The sequence below is a fragment of the Ottowia sp. genome (assembly GCF_035444425.1).
GTDB lineage: Bacteria > Pseudomonadota > Gammaproteobacteria > Burkholderiales > Burkholderiaceae_C > Ottowia.
Map to the genome: position 1 here is coordinate 1 of NZ_DAOMOQ010000056.1, position 17,748 is coordinate 17,748.

The following is a 17,748-nucleotide window of genomic DNA, read 5'->3' on the forward strand; positions in this document are numbered from 1 at the left end:
GCCATCAACTTCGGTTCATTGACCTCGGTGTTGCACTTCGGTCTTGAAACCGCCTTGTCTTGGGCGTGCGCTGGGACTGTCGACGCACAGTATCGGCCGGCGTCATGCCAAGCTGCTGCTACTCCTTGAATCGAGTGTAACGCTTGATGGGGTAATTGGGGTCAGATCCAAATACTCAAAAAAGGGCCTAACGGCCCTTTTTCTTTGAGCAAGGCCGAGCGCAGCGACGGCCCGGGTGGTGGGTTCCCATCCACTCTCGCCGTGCCGAGAAGCGCAGGGCGTGGGGCGGGCGCGGCAGCGAAGCATGCCGCGCTTCGTGCTCTGACTCGCTGCGGTTGTTCGAACGGAGCGCTGCAAGCGCGCAGTGAGTTCCGCAGCCCCGCCCCATGACCGAGCATCGTAGGTTGCCCGTAGCACAGCGAAGGGACACGGTCAGGGAGTAATCGGAGTCAGATTCCAATTTCTCTCGAGCTGCTTGTGCAGCTCTTTTTTTGCTTGCTGCTGCGAATAGGCGATTTGCCCCTTGGCACAATCGCCTCCCATGCCGCCCTTTTCCCCGCGCGCCGCGCTGCTGCTCACCGCGCTGACCCTGCCCTGGCTGTGGCCCTTCACGGCCGGTCCGAGGGCGGCGACGCAACCATATTTGGTGGGGATGGGCTTGGCAGCGCTGGTGTTGCTGCTGTGGCCGGTGCGCGAGCCCGAGCGTGCGGCGCGGCTGGCGGCGCTGGGGTGGCTGGCGGCGGCGGGGATCAGTGGGGTGATCGCGCTGCTGCAGTATTTCGACCTTGAAACGCCCTTCTTTCCTTGGCTGAACATCGCCGAGCCGCGCCAGGCCTTCGGCAACCTGCGCCAGCCGAACCAGCTCGCCTCGCTGCTGGTGATCGGCGCGCTGGCGCTGCGCTGGCAGGTGCAGCAAGGGCGCCGGCCAGGGTGTGCACCCGCCATCGCACTGCTGGCGCTCTTGACGACGGCGCTGGCGGCGACGGCTTCGCGTGTCGGGCTGGTGGAACTGCTGGCCTGCGGCGCGCTGGCGCTGTGGTGGGCGCGTGCGGGGCGTTTGGCGGCGAACGGCGATGTGGCTGCTGGCCAGCGGCGCGTGGCGGGGCGGAGTGGCGGACGGGCGGCGGCATGGACGGTCGGTGCCGCGCTGCTGCTGTACGCGCTGGCGGTGCTGGCGCTGCCGCAGCTGGCGCAGTGGCTGGGCGTGCCCGAGGGGCGTGACATGCTGGCGCGGCTGCGCGATGGGTCGTCGAGCTGCGGCAGCCGCCTGGTGCTGTGGCGCAACGTGCTCGAGCTGATCGCGCTCAAGCCCTGGCTGGGCTGGGGCTGGGGCGAGCTGGACTACGCGCACTACATGACGCTGTACCCTGGTGCGCGCTTTTGCTACATCCTCGACAACGCGCACAACCTGCCGCTGCACCTGGCGGTGGAGCTGGGCCTGCCGGCCGCGCTGCTGGCCTGCGCCGGACTGCTCGCAGTGCTGCTGCGTGCTCGGCCCTGGCGCACGCAGTCGCCGACGCGCCAGCTGGCCTGGGGTGTGCTGGCGGTGATCGGCATCCACAGCGGGGTGGAATACCCGCTGTGGTATGCGCCGTTTCAGATCGCGGCGCTGATCTGCGTGTGGCTGCTGTGGGCGACGCGTAGGTCTGCCGGTGTGCCGGTGGTCCAGGCGGACCTTGCCACCGCGCCATCGGGGCTGGCGTCCAGCGCGCTCTGGCTGCGCCCGGCCGTGGCCGGCACGCTGCTGGCGGCGGTGCTGTACGCCGGCTGGGACTACCACCGCATCAGCCAGATCTACCTGCTGCCGGCCGAGCGTTCGGCGCCCTACCGTGACGACGCCATGGGCCAGGCGCGCCGCTCCTGGCTGTACCTCGATCTGGTGCGCTTCGCCGAGGTCACCGGCCAGCCGGTGACGCCCGACAACGCGGCCTGGATGCTGTCGGCGGCGCTGAAGACGCTGCATTTCTCGCCCGAGGCGCGGGTGGCCACCCGCGTGATCGAAAGTGCCGCGCTGCTGGGCCAGGACGAGCTGGCGCGGGCGCACCTGGCGCGTCTGGAGGCAGCGTTTCCGCGCCAGTACCGTGAGTGGGCGCAAGCCAATGAGCCTATTGCCCGGCGCCTGCAGGCCGGGGCGGCGGGTGTCGAGCCGGAGTAACCGCGCGCCACCCGTTCGCTTGCAGGGAGAGCGGCATCGGTGCTTGCGGCGCCGGGTTGCCCTGCACCGGCGCTGGGATCAGGTTCGAGGGCAGGTACTCATCCGCGCAAGCCCAGGGTGGTGACCGATCGAGGTTTGTTCGAAACGGGGTTGCCCTCACCCCAACCCTCTCCCAGGGGGAGAACAACCCAACGGCCGAGCGCAGCGATGGCCCGGGTGGAATCCAAACCCCCTCTGGCCGTGCCGAGAAGCGCAGGGCGTGGGGCGGGCATGGCTTGCGCAGCAAAGCCATGCTTCGTGCTCTGACTCGCTGCGGTTGTTCGAACGGCGCGGCGTAGCCGCAAAGTGAGTTCCGCAGCGCCGCCCCGCGACCGAGCATCGCAGGTTGCCCCGGAGCAAAGCGCAGGGGACACGGCCAGCGGGGTCGCCTTTCTTTTGCCTACTTTTCTTTGGCGAGACAAAGAAAAGTAGGTGCGCCGCCGGGCGCAATCCCGGCCAGCAGCATTCCCGCCCCGCCCCGCGCTGCAAAGACCAAGAAAAACGCCCCGATTCAGACGTGAATCGCCTGCCCCAACGCCCTCAATGCCGCCTCCTGCATCGCCTCGCCCAGCGTCGGATGCGCATGGATGATGGCGCCCACGTCCTCCAGCCGCGCACCCATCTCGATCGAATGGGTGAAGGCGGCGGCCAGTTCCGACACGCCGGCGCCGACCGCCTGCCAGCCCAGGATCAGGTGGTTGTCCTGGCGCGCCACCACCCGCACGAAGCCCTCGCCGGCCTCGACGCTGAGCGCACGCCCATTGGCCACGAACGGGAAGTGGGCGCTCACGTGCGTAATGCCGGCCTCGGTCGCGGCCTGGCGTGTCTGGCCGACCACGACGACCTCGGGGTCGGTGAAGCAGACGGCGGGGATTGCCAGCGGGGCGAACTCGCGCCGCTGGCCGGCGATGCACTCGGCCACCACGGTGCCCTGCGCCATGGCGCGGTGCGCCAGCAGCGGCTCGCCGGTGACGTCGCCGATCGCCCACACGCCCTGCATCGAGGTGCGGCAGCGCGCGTCGACCTTGATGGCGCGGCCGTTCATCGCCAATTGCAGCGATTCCAGGTTGAAGCCGCCGGTGCGCGGGCGGCGCCCGACCGCGACCAGCACCTTGTCGGCCGGCACCACGAACTCGTCGGCATGGCCGCTGCGCACGCGCAGGCCGTCGCTGCTGCGCGTCATGCCTTCGGCGCTGTAGTTGGTGTGCACGGTGATGCCCAGGCGCCGCAGCGAGGCCAGCACCGGCTTGCACAGCTCCTCCTCGTAGGCCGGCAGCACGCGGCTGGTGGCCTCGATGATGGTGACCTCGGCGCCGAGCTTGCGCCAGGCGGTGCCGAGCTCGAGCCCGATGTAGCCGGCGCCGACCACCGCCAGGCGGCGCGGCAGTTCGGTGAAGGCCAGCGCCTCGGTGGACGAAACCACCGGGCCGCCCCCTTTGTCGAAGGGCAGGCCGGGCAACTCGATGGCTTCCGAGCCGGTGGCCAGCAACAGGTGCTCGCAGCGCCAGCGCGCCGGCTCGGCGCCTTCGCGCGCGACCTCGACGGTCTTGCCGTCGACGATGCTCGCCCAGCCGGACACCACCTCGACGCCGTGCTTGCGCAGCAGCGCGCCGACGCCGCCCGTCAGGCGCCCGACCACGCCGTCCTTCCACTGCTGCATCACGGCCAGGTCCATGGCCGGAGCGCCGGCGCGGATGCCGAGCGGCGAATGGCCGCTGCCGGCGCGCACGGCGGCCTCGAACTGCTGGGCCGCGTGGATCAGCGCCTTGGACGGGATGCAGCCGACGTTGAGGCAGCTGCCGCCCAGCGCCTGGCCCTCGACCAGCGTGGTGGCGATGCCGAGCTGCGCCGCGCGGATCGCCGCCACGTAGCCGCCGGGGCCGCCGCCGATGACGAGCAGGTGGGTGGTGTGGGTTTTCATGGCGGTGTCACTCCACGAACAGCAGCGCCGGCGTTTCCAGCAGCGCGCGCACGGCCTGGATGAAGCGGGCGGCGTCCATGCCGTCGACCACGCGGTGGTCGAACGAGGACGACAGGTTCATCAGCTTGCGCGGCACCACGGCGCCGTGCTGCCAGGTCGGGCGTTCCACGATGCGGTTGACGCCGATGATGGCAACCTCGGGGTGGTTGATGACCGGCGTCGAGGCGATGCCGCCGAGCGGTCCCAAACTGGTGATGGTGATGGTCGAGCCGCTGAGCTCGTCGCGCGCCACCTTGCCCTCGCGCGCGGCGCGCGCCAGGCGCTCGATCTCGCGCGCGCAGGCCCAGGGGTCCATGGCCTCGGCGTGGCGCAGCACCGGCACCATCAGGCCGCCGTCGGTCTGGGTGGCGATGCCCAGGTGCACCGGCTGCGAGCGGATCACTACGCCGCCTTCGTCGTCGTAGCGCGCGTTGCACTGCGGGAAGTCGCGCAGCGCCACCACGGTGGCGCGCGCCAGCAGCGGCAGCAGCGTCAGCTTGCCGCGCTCGGCGCCGTGGCGGGCGTTCAGCGTGGCGCGCAGCGCCTCCAGCTCGGTGACGTCGATCTCCTCGACGTAGCTGAAGTGCGGGATGCGGCGCTTGGCGTCCTGCATCTTCTGCGCGATCTTGCGGCGCAGGCCGATGACGGGGATCTGCTCCTCGCCTTCGAGCCGGCGGTAGCGCGATGGATCGCCCGCGGCGGCGGCGGGCGCGCTGCTGCGCTCGATGAAGGCATCGAGGTCGGCGTGCGTGATGCGGCCGGCCGGGCCGCTGCCGGGCACGAACTGCAGCGCCACGCCCAGATCCCAGGCGCGCTGGCGCACGGCCGGCGAGGCCAGCGGCTTTTCGCCGGGGGCGCGCGGCACGGCGGCCGGCGCCGGCACGCTGGCGGGTGACGGGGGCGGGCTGGCCGGCGGCGGCGGCGTGAGGGCAGCCGGCGTGGGTGCCGGAGGTTCGGGTGCGGCGGCTGCCGGTGCGGGCGTGGCGACGGCCGGAGCCACAGCGGGCCCGGCGGCAGCGGCATCGTCCGCGGGCGCCGCCACGTTGCCGGGGCCATCGACCTCGAGCCGGATCAGTTCGCCGCCGACGGCCAGGAACTGGCCCGGATGACCGCCGAGCGTCAGCACGCGGCCGGCCACCGGCGTCGGGATCTCCACCGTGGCCTTGTCGGTCATCACGTCGGCGACGACCTGGTCCTCGTGCACCAGATCGCCCGGCTGCACGCGCCATTCGACCAGTTCCACCTCGGCAATGCCTTCGCCGATGTCGGGCATCTTGATTGCGTACTGGCCCATGTCAGTCTCCGCCACGCCGCGGCGCGGCCGTTGAAGCCGGGATGAGGAAGGAGTGCGTCATCGCCATCAGCCCTCCATCACCCGTTGCAGCGCCGCACCGACGCGCGCCGGGCCGGGGAAGTACAGCCATTCGTGCGCGTGCGGGTAGGGCGTGTCCCAGCCGGTGACGCGCTCGATCGGCGCCTCCAGCTGGTAGAAGCAGTGCTCCTGCACCAGCGCGCACAGCTCGGCGCCGAAGCCGTTGGTCCGCGTGGCCTCGTGCACCACCACGCAGCGGCCGGTCTTGCGCACCGAATCGACCACGGTGTCCAGGTCCATCGGCCAGATCGAGCGCAGGTCGATGATCTCGGCGTCGATGCCGGTCTCGCGCGCCGCCGCCTCGGCGACCCAGGTCATGGTGCCGTAGGTCAGCACCGTGACCTGCGTGCCGGCGCGGAAGATGGCGGCCGAGTCGAAGGGCACGCGGTAGTAGCCTTCCGGCACCATGCCCAGCGCGTGCTTCGACCAGGGCACCAGCGGGCGGTCGTGGTGGCCGTCGAAGGGACCGTTGTACAGGCGCTTGGGCTCCAGGAAGATGACCGGGTCGTTGCACTCGATGGCGCTGATGAGCAGGCCCTTGGCGTCGTAGGGATTGCTGGGCATCACGGTGCGGATGCCGCAGAAGTGGGCGAACAGCGCCTCCGGGCTCTGGCTGTGGGTCTGGCCGCCGAAGATGCCGCCGCCGCAGGGCATGCGCACCACCATCGGGCAGGTGAAGTCGCCGGCCGAGCGGTAGCGCAGCCGCGCCGCCTCGGACACGATCTGGTCGGTGGCGGGGTAGAAGTAGTCGGCGAACTGGATCTCGGCCACCGGCTTCAGGCCGTAGGCGGCCATGCCGATGGCGGCGCCGACGATGCCGCTCTCGTTGATCGGCGTGTCGAAGCAGCGGGTCTTGCCGTACTTGGCCTGCAGGCCCTCGGTGACGCGGAACACGCCGCCGAAGTAGCCGACGTCCTCGCCGAACACCACCACGTCGGGATCACGCGCCATCATCACGTCGAGCGCCGAGCGCAGCGCCTGGATCATGGTCATCGACTGGCTGGCGACGGCTTCGGCGGGCGCCGTGTCGGGCTTGCGCGTTTCGGTGCTCATAGGCCCAGCTCCTGGCGCTGGCGCCGCAGGTGCGCCGGCATGGTCTCGTAGACGTCCTCGAACATGGTGGCGGGGCTGACGCTCTGGCCGTCGATCATGGTGCCGTGGCGCTCGGCCTGCTTCTGCGCCGCGGCGATCTCGGCCTCGAGCTCCTTGTGCACCTGCTGGTGCTCCTGCTCCGACCACCAGCCGCGCGCGATCAGGTGCTGCTTGAGCCGCTCGATCGGGTCGCCGAGCGGAAAGCGCTTCCAGTCGTCGGCCGGGCGGTACTTGGACGGGTCGTCCGAGGTCGAGTGTGCGCCGGCGCGGTAGGTGACCCATTCGATCAGTGTCGCTCCGAGGTTGCTGCGGGCACGCTCGGCGGCCCATTTCGATGCCGCATACACCGCCAGGAAGTCGTTGCCGTCGACCCGTAGCGAAGCGATGCCGCAGCCGACCCCGCGCGCCGCGAAGGTGGTGCGCTCGCCGCCGGCAATCGCCTGGAAGCTGGAGATGGCCCACTGGTTGTTGACCACGTTCAGGATCACCGGTGCGCGGTAGACGTGGGCGAAGGTGAGCGCGGTGTGGAAGTCGGCCTCGGCGGTGGAGCCGTCGCCGATCCAGGCCGAGGCGATGCGGGTGTCGCCCTTGATCGCCGAGGCCATGGCCCAGCCCACGGCCTGCGGGTACTGCGTCGCCAGGTTGCCCGACAGGCTGAAGAAGCCGGCGCGCTTGTACGAGTACAGCACCGGCAGCTGGCGGCCCTTCATCGGGTCGCACTCGTTGCTCATCAGCTGGCAGATCATCTCGACCATCGAGATGTCGTCGCGGCTGAGTAACAGACCGGGCTGGCGGTAGGTGGCAAAGCACATGTCGCCGTCGCGCAGCGCCATGGCCTGGGCGATGGCGACGGCCTCCTCGCCCAGGCAGGTCATGTAGAAGGAAGTCTTGCGCTGGCGCTGGGCGATGATCATGCGGGCATCGAAGATGCGCGTCTTCATCATCGAGCGCAGGCCGCGGCGCAGCGCGGTCTCGTCGACCTCGGGCGCCCAGGGGCCAACCGCCTGGTGCTCGTCGTTCAGCACGCGGATCATCGAGTACGCCAGGTCGGCGGTGTCGAAGTGGCTGGTGTCGATCGGCGGCTTGCGCACCGCGCCCGGCTCGGACAGGCGCAGGTAGGAGAAGTCGGTGCTCTCGCCGGGGCGGCCGGACGGCTCCGGCACGTGCAGCCGCAACGCTGCTTGCTCTGTCATGCGCTTGTCTCCTCTCCTGGCGGGCGCGGGTGGCGGCCGCAGTCGGTGGGCTGGACTCGCCGGATCACGGCGAGGGTCGCAGTCTTGGCTTATACGCTGTTGCGGCGAGGTTGTCTCGTGGGTGGGGGAGCGGGCGTACTGGGAGCGGGTTTTTTCCTGGGGATGGAGGGGGTGTGGGCCGGGATGTGCGCCCGGCGGCGCACCTACTTTCTTTTGTCTCGCCAAAAGAAAGTAGGCAAAGTTCGCGCAGCGGGGTTCGCTCACTTCGCGCAGCGAAGTTACGCGAACACAAAAGGCGACCCCACTGGCCGTGTCCCTTCGCTGCGCTACGGGCAACCTGCGATGCTCGGGCATGGGGCGGCGCTGCGGAACTCACTGCGCGCTTACAGCGCTACGCTCGGACAACCGCAGCGAGTCAGATCACGAAGCGCGGCATGCTGCGCTGCCGCGCCCGCCCCACGCCCTGTGCTTCTCGGCACGGCCAGAGGGGAGGAAAGGAATACCCTTCGGGCCATCGCTGCGCTCGGCCCTTGGGTTTTTTCTCCCTCTCCCTCTGGGAGAGGGTTGGGGTGAGGGCGGGTCAGCGCATCGAGACGCGAAAAGAGTTCAATCAGCCCCAGCCGCCACATAGCTCCCCGACTTGCCCCCATGCTTTTCCAGCAGTCGCACACCGGTCATCACCATGCCGCGGTCGGCGGCCTTGCACATGTCGTAGATGGTCAGCAGGGCGACCTGCACGGCGGTGAGGGCTTCCATCTCCACGCCGGTCGGGCCGGTGGTCTCGACGGTGGCGGTGCAGTGCACGGCGGGCGGGGCGTCGCCCTGGGCGCCGGTGGTGCTGAACTCGATCGCCACCCGCGACAGCGCCAGCGGGTGGCACAGGGGGATAAGCTCGGCGGTCTTCTTGGCCGCCATGATGCCGGCGATGCGGGCGATGCCGAGCACGTCACCCTTCTTCGCCGTGCCGGATTCGATCAGCGCCAGCGTGGCGGGCAGCATCTCGATGCGGCCGGCGGCGATGGCGACGCGGTGGGTGGCCGGCTTGGCGCCGACGTCGACCATGTGGGCCTGGCCCTGGGCGTCGAAATGGGTCAGCGGCGAAGTCGGCGTGGTCATGGCAGGGCGTGCAGGGCTGGGAACACAAGGGGCGAGCGGGCATCATACGGGGACGTCTGGCTTCATGCGCCGCCTGCCCTGCGTGGGTGCACTGCGCCACCGGTGACTGTGTTGAACCTCGCTGACCGAACCCTGGCCCGTTTGCTGCCGCACGCCTTGCTGGCGGTTGCCGGCCTTGCCGTGCTGGCGCTGCCCGTTGCCGCGCAGACGCCCGGCACCAGCCCGCCGCCGGTCGCGCGCGGCCTGCCCTCGCTGGGCGACGCCGGCGACATGACGACGCTGGAAGAGCGCAAGCTGGGCGACGCCATCATCCGCGAGCTGTACCGCGACCCGGCCTACCTGGACGATCCGGTGCTGGGCGAGTACGTGGACGGCATCTGGCGCGCGCTGCTGGCGGGCGCGCGGGCCCGTGGCGAGCTGCCGCCGGAACTCGATGAGCGCTACGCCTGGCGGGTGCTGCTGGGGCGCGTGCCGACCATCAACGCCTTCGCGCTGCCGGGCGGCTATTTCGGCCTGCACACCGGGCTGGTCGGCGCCGTGACGTCGCGCGACGAGCTGGCCTCGGTGCTGGCGCACGAGATGGCGCACATCACCCAGCGCCACATCCCGCGCATGCTGGGCAAGCAGGACCGGCAGGCGCCGCTGATGCTGGCCGCCATGGTGCTGGGCGCGATCGCTGCCAGCCAGAGTCCGCAGGCCGGCGCGGCGCTGGCGGTGGGCGGGCAGGCGGCCGTGATCCAGCAGCAGCTCAATTTCTCGCGCGACATGGAGCGCGAGGCCGACCGCATCGGCCACGGCATCCTGACGCAGGGCGGCTTCGCGCCGGAAGGCTTCGTCGGCATGTTCGAGAAGCTGCAGGCCGCCTCGCGCATCGACGACAACGGCGACTGGCCCTACCTGCGCAGCCACCCGCTGACCACGCAGCGCATCGCCGACATGCAGCAGCGCCAGCAGAACCTGGGGCGCGCCAGCGGTCAGGCCGTGGGCCATGAGCCCTTGCCTGGCGGGGCGAAAACCGCCAGCGTCGGCAGCAGCGCGCTTGCGCCGGCCGGCGGCGGCGACCTGGAAGCCCTGCTGCTGGCGGGCCGCGCGCGCGTGCTGGGCCGCCCTGGCGTCGACGTGCTGCGCGCCTGGGCCGGCGAGCCGGCGCAATCCGGCTTCGGTCAGCTGCCGCCGGGGCGCCGTGCCGGCGCCCTGTACGCGGCGGCGCTGGCGCAGGCCGAACTGCGCGACCTGGCCAAGGCGCAGGCGCTGGCCGGGCATCTGGCGACGCTGGTCGCGGGCGATGCGCGCGCACTGCAGCAGGCACGCGTGCTGCAGGCCGAACTGGCGCTGCAGGCTGGCCAGCCGGCGCGTGCGCTGGAACTGCTGCCGGCGGCTGCGCGTCCGATCGGCGACAGCGCTAGGAATGGCCCGGTCGGTCAGTCGGGCCGCGCCCTGCTGCTGCTGCGCGCGCAGGCGCTGACCGGCAGCGGCCGGGCCGCCGAGGCGGCCGGCGCGCTGCAGACCTGGGTCAGCGACCACCCGCAGGATGCCGGCGCCTGGCAGGCGCTGGCGCAGGCGCACGCGGCGCAGGGCCGCATGCTGCGCGCGCTGCGCGCCGAGGGCGAGGTGCAGATGGCGCGCATGGACTACGCCGGCGCCGTCGATCGCTGGCGCGCGGCGCAGGACTACTCGCGCACGCACCCGGGCGACAATGCCGACCTGATCGAGGCCAGCATCGTCGACACGCGCCTGCGCACCGCGCGGGAGGCGCTCAGGCTGCAGCGCGAGGAGGAAGAAAAGCAGAAGCGGCGCTGATCCGCGCAGGTGCGGCGTCGAGCGCGAGAACCGAAGCGCTCCGGCGTCGCGGCTTGGACCCGCTCAACGCCGAGCGCCTGACGCTCAGGCTCGTCAAAGCCGCTCCAGCAACCCGTCGATCACCAGCCCGAGCGCCGAGTAGATCAGCGAGCCGACCAGCGCGGCCCAGAAGCCGTTGACGTGGAAGCCGCTGAGCACGCCCGACGCGGCCCAGAACATCAGCGCGTTGATGACGAACAGGAACAGCCCCAGCGTGATCAGCGTGATCGGGATCGTCAGCACCACCAGGATCGGCCGCACCAGCATGTTGAGCAGGCCGATGACCAGCGCCGCCAGCAGTGCCGAACCAAAACTCGCCACCGTGACGCCGCTGCTGTAGAGGTAGGCCACCAGCAGCAGGGCGGCGGCCGACAGCAGCCATTTGAGGATCAGTTTCATGCCCGCAGCATAGCGCAGCGCCGGCCGCCCAGGTGCGGAAATCAGGCCTGACCGGGGCCGGTTTCGGCGCTGGCCTCGGCCGCCGGCTTGCGTTGCGTGGCCAGCCAGGCGGTGCCCAGCACGCCGGCCACGCACAGCGCCGCGACGGCCCAGCGCAGCACCGTTTCGGGCGCCTCGCGGACGCCGAACCAGCCGGCCAGCACCGGCTCGTTGGTGATCATCGACGCCGCAGTCCAGGCCAGCACGCCGGCGCCGAGGTAAATGATGACGGGAAAGCGGTCCACCAGCTTGAGCACCATGGTGGAGCCGAACACCACGATCGGCACGCTGATGAGCAGGCCGATCACCACCAGGTCCATGGCGCCGTGCGCGGCGCCGGCCACGCCCAGCACGTTGTCGATGCCCATCAGCGCGTCGGCGATGACGATGGTCTTCATGGCGCCCCAGAAGGTGGTGGCGGCCGGGCCGTGCTCGCCGTCGCCGTCGCTCTGGTCGGCGATCAGCTTGTAGGCAATCCACAACAGGCCGAGGCCGCCGACCAGCATCAGGCCGGGGATCTTGAGCAGCCAGACCACCACCAGCGTCATCACGGTGCGCACCGTGATGGCGCCGACGGTGCCCCAGACGATGGCCTTCTTCTGCAGGTGCTTGGGCAGGTTGCGCGCGGCCAGCGCGATGACGATGGCGTTGTCGCCGGCCAGCACCAGGTCGATCAGGATGATGGCCAGCAGGGCGGACCACCAGGGGGCGGACATGAATTCCATGGTTGAGAAGCTCCGGGTCGCAAGGTCGATACACAGTCCGCCGGCACTGGGGGGGGCGTCGGACCGGGACCTGGAGCGTTTCGGATGGCGTGCGCGGCGGGCGCCGGGCGTTCTGAGCCATCGAGATGCAGCAAGACCTTGTCTTCGACCAACCGCGCGCGGGCGGGGCTTGATCGAAGGTCTTGCTCGGCGGCTGGGCGTGTCGTTGCGAAACGACGCCAACCGCCCGGCGGGCCGGAAGTTGCTGGGCAGACTGCGCCCGGCACTTCGTATTGACGACCCGACGATGCCGCGCAGCTGCCAATTGCAACCAAAACTTCAACCGGCCGTGAGGCCGGTGCGCGGCTTTGAGGGAGCTACTCCCCTTCGGACAATCCGCAATTAAACCATCGACGGCCCCGTTTGGCAAGAATCGATGTCGCGCCCGGCCGCCGGCGCGGCGCGCTCCTGCGCCCGTTCGGCATAGCGGTTGAAGCGCCAGGCCGTGCCCTCGCGCGTGATGCGGCGCCAGACGGCGCGCTTGGCGTAGGGACTCATGGAGGGCCAGTGCTGCACCTCGTGCTCGCTGCGGCCGCAGCCCTTGCACACGGCATCGCCCTGGTTGGTGGTGCAGATGGCGATGCAGGGTGCGTCGGGCGTGCTCGCGTACCAGGCCACCCAGGCCGCGTGGGCGGCGGCGGGCAGGGTGGCGGCATCGATCTCGTGCTGGCGCCGGTACGTCATGCGGCCATAGACCTCCGCCAGCGCCGCCACCTCGGGTGCCAGCGCTGCACTGCCGGAGGCCGGCCGACGCTGGCGCCAGTGGTTCAGCGCGGCTTCGAGGTCGTCGATGTGGATGCGGTCCATGCGCGGACGATGATAGGGCGTCGGGCGGTTCGACGTGGGGTCGGCGGCAGCCGCGAACGAACTTGTCTGCTGGTGCGGAGGCCGGTGCGCCGCTGCCGCCGCGCCTGCGAGGCAGGGCAGCGTGTCCGCGCGGCCATTGACCCGGCTGGTGCGATGGCCATACCCTCGCACGGTCGTCTGCGCGACCTGGAGTGCTGAATGAATCCCGACCCTGCACTGCCCGCCCCGCGCCCGCGCCGCTGGCGCGGCTGGCTGTGGCTGAGCCTGCTGGCCAACCTGCTGCTGGGCTGGTGGCTGTGGCGCCTGCAGCCACCCACACCGCCACCCGCGGCACTGGCGGTGGGCGAGGAAGTGGTGTTGCGCATACCTGGTGGCAGGCTCGAAGTGGCGGAACTGAAGCAGGTCGAGACCTTCGAGGTCTCGCGCGACCACCAGTTGCTGGGGGTGCCGGTCGGCAGCACCTTCTCGCGCATCCGCGTGCCGGCGCATTACCGCAGCCACGTCGAACTGGCGCCCGAATGGACCGTGCGCGTGCGGCCGGACGGCAGCGTGCGGGTGATCGCGCCGCGCCTGCAGCCGACGCTGCCGGTGGCAATCGATACCGGACAGATGGAGAAGGAGTCGCGCGGCCTGTGGTCGCTGTTCACCGGGCGCGAGCAGCTGGCGGCGCTGGAGCGGTCGATCACCGCATCGCTGGGCCGCAAGGCCGCCACGGCGCCGATGCTGGCGCGCCAGCGCGAAGCCGCGCGCCGCACGGTGGCCGAGTTCGTCGCCAAATGGCTGATGACACAGGCTGAATGGCGGCCGCATGCCGGCCGGCAAGTCGAGGTGCTGTTTGCCGATGAGCCGATCGAGGCGCTGGATGCGGCCTGCGGCGGCGAGCCGGGTTGCGCGCTGAAGCGCCTGAACGCCGCCGGCCTGTGAGCAGGCCGTGCCGGGGTGCTGGTGCTGTCAGCGACCGCGCAGCACCGGGTACGGGTTCAGCGCCTCGCCTTTCCACCACCGCTTGTCCGGCCCCAGCTTGAAGATGGCGAAGTGCAGGTGCGGCGCCTGGGGGTTGGCGTTGCCGCTGGCGCCGACGTAGCCGATCACCTGGCCGCGGCGCAGCGGCTGGCCATCCCGCAGGCCGTCGGCATAGCGCTCGAGGTGGGCGTAATAGTAGGCGTACTGCTCGTCGGGGTCGAACTGGTAGAGCGTGATGCCGCCACCGCCCTGGCTGAAGAACAGCCTGGCGACGCGGCCGTCTTCCACCGCCAGCACCGGCGTGCCGGCAGGCGCCATGATGTCGATCGCCTCATGGCTGCGGGCGCCGCCGGCGCGGGCTTCGGTGTAGGTGTCGATCAACTGGCCGGCGCCGACGCCGCGAACCGGCAGCGTCAGGCGCCGTGCCGCTAGCCGGGCGATGTCTTCGGCCAGCGGGTCGTCGCCGTGCGGCGCCGGCGTTGCGGTGGGCTCTGCGGGCGCGGCTGCCGATCCGGTGATGGGGGCGTGTGCGGCGCCGCCTGCGGCGTCGATGGCGATCGGTGCGGGCGGTTTGGCCTCGGTGCGGCTGACCAGGACGGACTCTGGAGCGGCTCCAGCGGCGGCGTCGCCAGGGCCAGGCGGTGGTGCGGAATCGCGCTGCCGTGGTGCCTGGGAAATCGGGGTCTGCACGGCTCCAGCATCGGTTGGCGGCGCCGATTCGCGCGGCTGGATCAGCGGCTGCCCGGCCTGCCGCAGGAGCCAGCTTGCGCCAAGCAGCAGCGCCGCCAGCACCACGAACCAGCCGAGGGCCTGGCCCCAGCCGGACTTGCGGGCAGGACGTGCCGCCACCTCGTCTGCTTTCCTCGCCCGGCCTCAGGCCCTGACGTCCACCCTGGCGCCGACCTTGACGATCTTCGCCAGCCGTTCGGCGTCCCAGTTGGTCAGGTGGATGCAGCCGTTGGTTTCCGAGTGGCCGACCTTGGCCGGCTCGGGTGTGCCGTGGATGCCCCAGTGCGGCTTGCTCAGGCCGAGCCAGATGGTGCCGACGGGGTTGTTCGGGCCGGGCGCGATCTCGACTTTTGGCGCGTCCTTGGGCGCGGTCTTCAGGATTGCCGGGTTGTAGGTGAAGCTCGGCATGTCGACCGCGTTCTTGATCGCCATCTCGCCGATCGGCAGCGGGTCGTTGCGCTCGTTGCCGATGCTGATCGGGAAGCCCGCCGCTGGCTTGCCGTCCTGGTCCAGCACGAACAGCACGCGCTCGCCCTTGTCGATCTCGATGGCCTGCGAGGCGCGCGTGGGCGCCTTGCCGCCTGCCACGTTGGGCACCACGATCTCGGCGCCCGCAGCCGGTGCCTTGCCGCCGTTCAGGCGCTTGAGGTAGGCCGGGTTGACGTGGAAGCGCTCGGCGATCGCCTCGTCGAGCGATTCGTAATGCAGGGCCTTGAGCCTGGCGCGCTCGGCGATGTCGGCGGGCGTCGGCTCGAACGGGCCGGCGGCGTCCTTGTCGGTGACGGTGTAGCGCGTCAGCAGCGGCTCGGGGCTGGCCTCGCGCAGCGATTTCCAGGTCTCGGCATCGATGCCACCGGTTTCCTTCAGGTTGTTGGCGCGCTGGTAGGCCTTGACCATGCGCTGCATGTTGCGGCCGAAGGCGCCGTCGATCTCGCCGGGCGAGAACCAGTTGCGGTCGAGCAGGATCTGCGCCCGCGCCACCGCTGGGCCGCGGCTGCCGATCTTCAGCGCGGGCGAGTCGCTGGCGGCGTTGAAGGCGTCGAAGTCGAGCGTTTCGGCAGCGGTTGCAGCGCTGCGGCGGCGCGCCCAGGCGGGCAGGCTGGCGGTGCTGCCGGCGGCCAGGCCGGCGAGCAGCAGGCGGCGGGATAGCGGCATGGTGTGGGGGCCTCGCGGCCGGAGTGGACGATGACCCCAGTGTGAGCAGCGCCGCCGGGCGGCGCTGTAGGAAGGCGTCGGCTGCCGCTGGCGGCGCGCGCCTGCTCGTGCCCCGGAAAAAACGGCGTCGACGGGCCCTGCGGACGCGGCTCAGCGCCGCTGGCGGCGCCCGCGCAGCGCGCCCAGTGCCAGCCACCACAGGCCCAGGCCCCAGAGCAGCCCGGTGGCACCGCCGCCTTCCTCGTCACGCCCGGCACCGGCGCTGACGGTGACGTAGTTGTCGGCCGAATTGCCCTTGGAGTCGGTGACCAGCAGACGGAATACCCAGTCGCCATCCTCGTTGGGCAGCGTCACGCGGGCGAGCGGGCTGCCGGCATCGACGATGCTCACCGGGCTGCCGGACACCTGGCTCCACTGGTAGGAGACGATGCTGGCGCCGGACACCGCGTTGCTGGCGCGGCCGTCCAGCGTCACCGTGCTGCCGGGCTCGACTGCGCCGATGGGCGCGATCACCACCGCCGGGCTGAAAGCCAGTTGCAGCGCGCGCTCGGCGTCCAGCAGGCCGGGTCCGCAGGTGTCGCCCGTGCAATTGCAGGCCGAGTTGACCGGCGAGCGCAGGCTGCAGCTGGGATAGGCCGGGTTGTGCGGGAATGGCCGCGCACCGGCCTGGATGCGCGAGACGATTTCCGGCGGCGTCAGCGCCGGGTTGATCGACAGCATCAGCGAGGCCACGCCGGCCGCCAGCGGGGCCGCGAAACTGGTGCCCTGCTTGCTGTCGTAGATGTGCTCGGCCGGGCCGCGCGTGCCGGCGTTCGAGGTCGAGTAAATCGATGGCCCGCTGTCCGCGCCGCCGGGGCCGCCCGGCGTCATGATGGCGGTGTTGGGGCCGTAGTTGGAGTAGTAGGTCTTCAGGCCGTCGTGGCGCACCGCGCCCACGGCCAACACGCCGGCGCAGTCGGCTGGACGCGTGAGCGGGCCGTTCTCGTTGCCGGCTGCCACCACCACCAGGCTGCCGCGCGCGCCGGCTTCGTCGATGGCGTCCTGGTAGGTGCCAGTGCACGCCGTGCTGCCGCCGAAACTGACGTTGATGACCCTGGCGGGATGCGGGTTGAGCGGCACGCCGGACACCGGCAGGCCGGCGGACCAGCGGATGCCGTCGACGACGTCGCTCAGCCAGGCGCCGCACTTGCCCGACACCCGCACCGGAAGGATGCGCGCGCCCCAGCTGACGCCGGCAACCCCGCGCGCGTTGTTGGTGACGGCGGCGATCTGGCCGGCGATGAAGGTGCCGTGCCAGGAGCTGTCCTCGGCCGGACAGCTGGCGTAGGTGCCGGTGTTGGCCTCACCCGGGCTGATCCAGTCGCCCGGATCCCAGGCATCGGCATCGCGGCCGTCGCCGTCGTTGCTGGTGTCGAGGTCGCTGATCAGGTCGTAGCCGGGCAGCAGCTTGTCCTGCAGATCGGGGTGGCCGTAGGCGATGCCGGAATCCACCACCGCCACCACCTGGCTGGCGCTGCCGGTGCTGCGGTCCCAGGCCGGCGGCAGGTTCAGCGCCGCCGGGCCGCCGTCGGCCGGCGTGCGCAGGTACCACTGCACGCCCTGGGCGTAGTACGGGTCGTTCGGCTCGGCCAGGCGCCGCAGCCGCACGTCGGGCTCGACGTGCGCCACCTGCGGATTCAGCCGCACGCGGCGCTCGGCCGCCTCCAGCGCGGCGCCGGACAGCGGGCGCTCGAAGCGCAGCAGGTGGGCCCTGGGGCCGACCGGCATCGGCGTCTGGCCGCGTGGCAGGCCGGCCTCGGCGGCGATGCCGGCCAGGCGCTCGCGCTGCGCCTGCGGGGCTTCACGCCCGCCGGCCGGGTCCTTGAGCTGCACGATCAGGCCGCGCGCCACGGGTGCGGTGTCGTGCCCGCGCGCTGCGGACGCGGGGTCGGCAGCCTGGGCTGGCGCGCCGGCCAGCAGCGCGGCGCACAGGATCAGGGCGGGGGTGGTGAAATGAAAACGGCTCATGCCCGCCTTGTAGCATGAGCCGTGTCGCCGGTAAATCGGCGCCGCGCTGATTTACTTCTTGCTAACCACGCGCACGATATCCAGGCAGCGGTTGGAGTAGCCCCACTCGTTGTCGTACC

The 17,748-nt window shown here is 71.1% G+C and carries 14 protein-coding genes; 3 read left to right on the plus strand and 11 right to left on the minus strand.

The window, feature by feature from the left end:
- The first annotated feature begins 541 nt into the window (after positions 1–541).
- Complete coding sequence (locus PK606_RS14800) at positions 542–2,155, plus strand: Wzy polymerase domain-containing protein (protein WP_324565060.1); 1,614 nt, start codon at positions 542–544, stop codon at positions 2,153–2,155.
- 550 nt (positions 2,156–2,705) lie between these two features.
- Here the strand turns inward: PK606_RS14800 and lpdA are convergent.
- The 5 genes from lpdA to moaC all read right to left on the minus strand — a co-directional run bounded on the left by lpdA (position 2,706) and on the right by moaC (position 8,927).
- Entirely contained in the window at positions 2,706–4,115 is a 1,410-nt protein-coding gene (lpdA, locus tag PK606_RS14805; RefSeq protein ID WP_324565062.1) for a dihydrolipoyl dehydrogenase, read from the minus strand.
- Positions 4,116–4,122: 7 nt separating this feature from the next.
- Positions 4,123–5,448: a dihydrolipoamide acetyltransferase family protein gene (locus PK606_RS14810; protein WP_324565063.1), complete on the minus strand. Its 1,326-nt coding sequence runs from the start codon at positions 5,446–5,448 to the stop codon at positions 4,123–4,125.
- Positions 5,449–5,514: 66 nt separating this feature from the next.
- The gene (locus PK606_RS14815) at positions 5,515–6,579 is read right to left on the minus strand and encodes an alpha-ketoacid dehydrogenase subunit beta (protein ID WP_502920856.1); all 1,065 of its coding nucleotides are present in this window, start codon (positions 6,577–6,579) and stop codon (positions 5,515–5,517) included.
- Positions 6,576–7,811: a 3-methyl-2-oxobutanoate dehydrogenase (2-methylpropanoyl-transferring) subunit alpha gene (locus PK606_RS14820; RefSeq protein WP_324565064.1), complete on the minus strand. Its 1,236-nt coding sequence runs from the start codon at positions 7,809–7,811 to the stop codon at positions 6,576–6,578. Before PK606_RS14820 ends, PK606_RS14815 begins: the two co-directional genes overlap by 4 nt.
- Positions 7,812–8,417: 606 nt before the next feature.
- Positions 8,418–8,927, minus strand: a complete 510-nt coding sequence (moaC, locus tag PK606_RS14825; RefSeq protein WP_324565066.1) for a cyclic pyranopterin monophosphate synthase MoaC — start codon at positions 8,925–8,927, stop codon at positions 8,418–8,420.
- Positions 8,928–9,086: 159 nt separating this feature from the next.
- On the opposite strand from moaC, the gene PK606_RS14830 reads away from it, so the two are divergent.
- Positions 9,087–10,727 (plus strand): M48 family metalloprotease, encoded by a 1,641-nt coding sequence (locus PK606_RS14830; RefSeq protein ID WP_502920857.1) that lies wholly within the window; start codon positions 9,087–9,089, stop codon positions 10,725–10,727.
- A 93-nt stretch (positions 10,728–10,820) separates the two neighbouring features.
- On the opposite strand, the gene PK606_RS14835 is transcribed toward PK606_RS14830, so the two are convergent.
- From PK606_RS14835 to PK606_RS14845, 3 genes are all read right to left on the minus strand, one after another.
- Positions 10,821–11,165, minus strand: coding sequence for a phage holin family protein (locus PK606_RS14835; protein ID WP_324565071.1), 345 nt, complete (start codon positions 11,163–11,165; stop codon positions 10,821–10,823).
- A gap of 41 nt (positions 11,166–11,206) precedes the next feature.
- Complete coding sequence (locus PK606_RS14840; RefSeq protein ID WP_324565072.1) at positions 11,207–11,929, minus strand: TerC family protein; 723 nt, start codon at positions 11,927–11,929, stop codon at positions 11,207–11,209.
- 381 nt (positions 11,930–12,310) lie between these two features.
- Complete coding sequence (locus tag PK606_RS14845; RefSeq protein WP_324565073.1) at positions 12,311–12,775, minus strand: DUF3717 domain-containing protein; 465 nt, start codon at positions 12,773–12,775, stop codon at positions 12,311–12,313.
- A gap of 198 nt (positions 12,776–12,973) precedes the next feature.
- Here PK606_RS14845 and PK606_RS14850 point away from each other — a divergent pair, with 198 nt between their 5' ends.
- Positions 12,974–13,699: a hypothetical protein gene (locus tag PK606_RS14850; RefSeq protein ID WP_324565074.1), complete on the plus strand. Its 726-nt coding sequence runs from the start codon at positions 12,974–12,976 to the stop codon at positions 13,697–13,699.
- Between the two features lie 27 nt (positions 13,700–13,726).
- Here the strand turns inward: PK606_RS14850 and PK606_RS14855 are convergent, their stop codons facing one another.
- The 3 genes from PK606_RS14855 to PK606_RS14865 all read right to left on the minus strand — a co-directional run bounded on the left by PK606_RS14855 (position 13,727) and on the right by PK606_RS14865 (position 17,629).
- A complete protein-coding gene (locus tag PK606_RS14855) occupies positions 13,727–14,587 on the minus strand; it encodes a M23 family metallopeptidase (protein ID WP_324565076.1) in 861 nt (286 codons plus the stop codon).
- Positions 14,588–14,611: 24 nt separating this feature from the next.
- The gene (locus PK606_RS14860) at positions 14,612–15,622 is read right to left on the minus strand and encodes a L,D-transpeptidase family protein (RefSeq protein WP_324565077.1); all 1,011 of its coding nucleotides are present in this window, start codon (positions 15,620–15,622) and stop codon (positions 14,612–14,614) included.
- Positions 15,623–15,772: 150 nt separating this feature from the next.
- Entirely contained in the window at positions 15,773–17,629 is a 1,857-nt protein-coding gene (locus PK606_RS14865) for a S8 family peptidase (RefSeq protein WP_324565078.1), read from the minus strand.
- Positions 17,630–17,748: the final 119 nt, after the last annotated feature.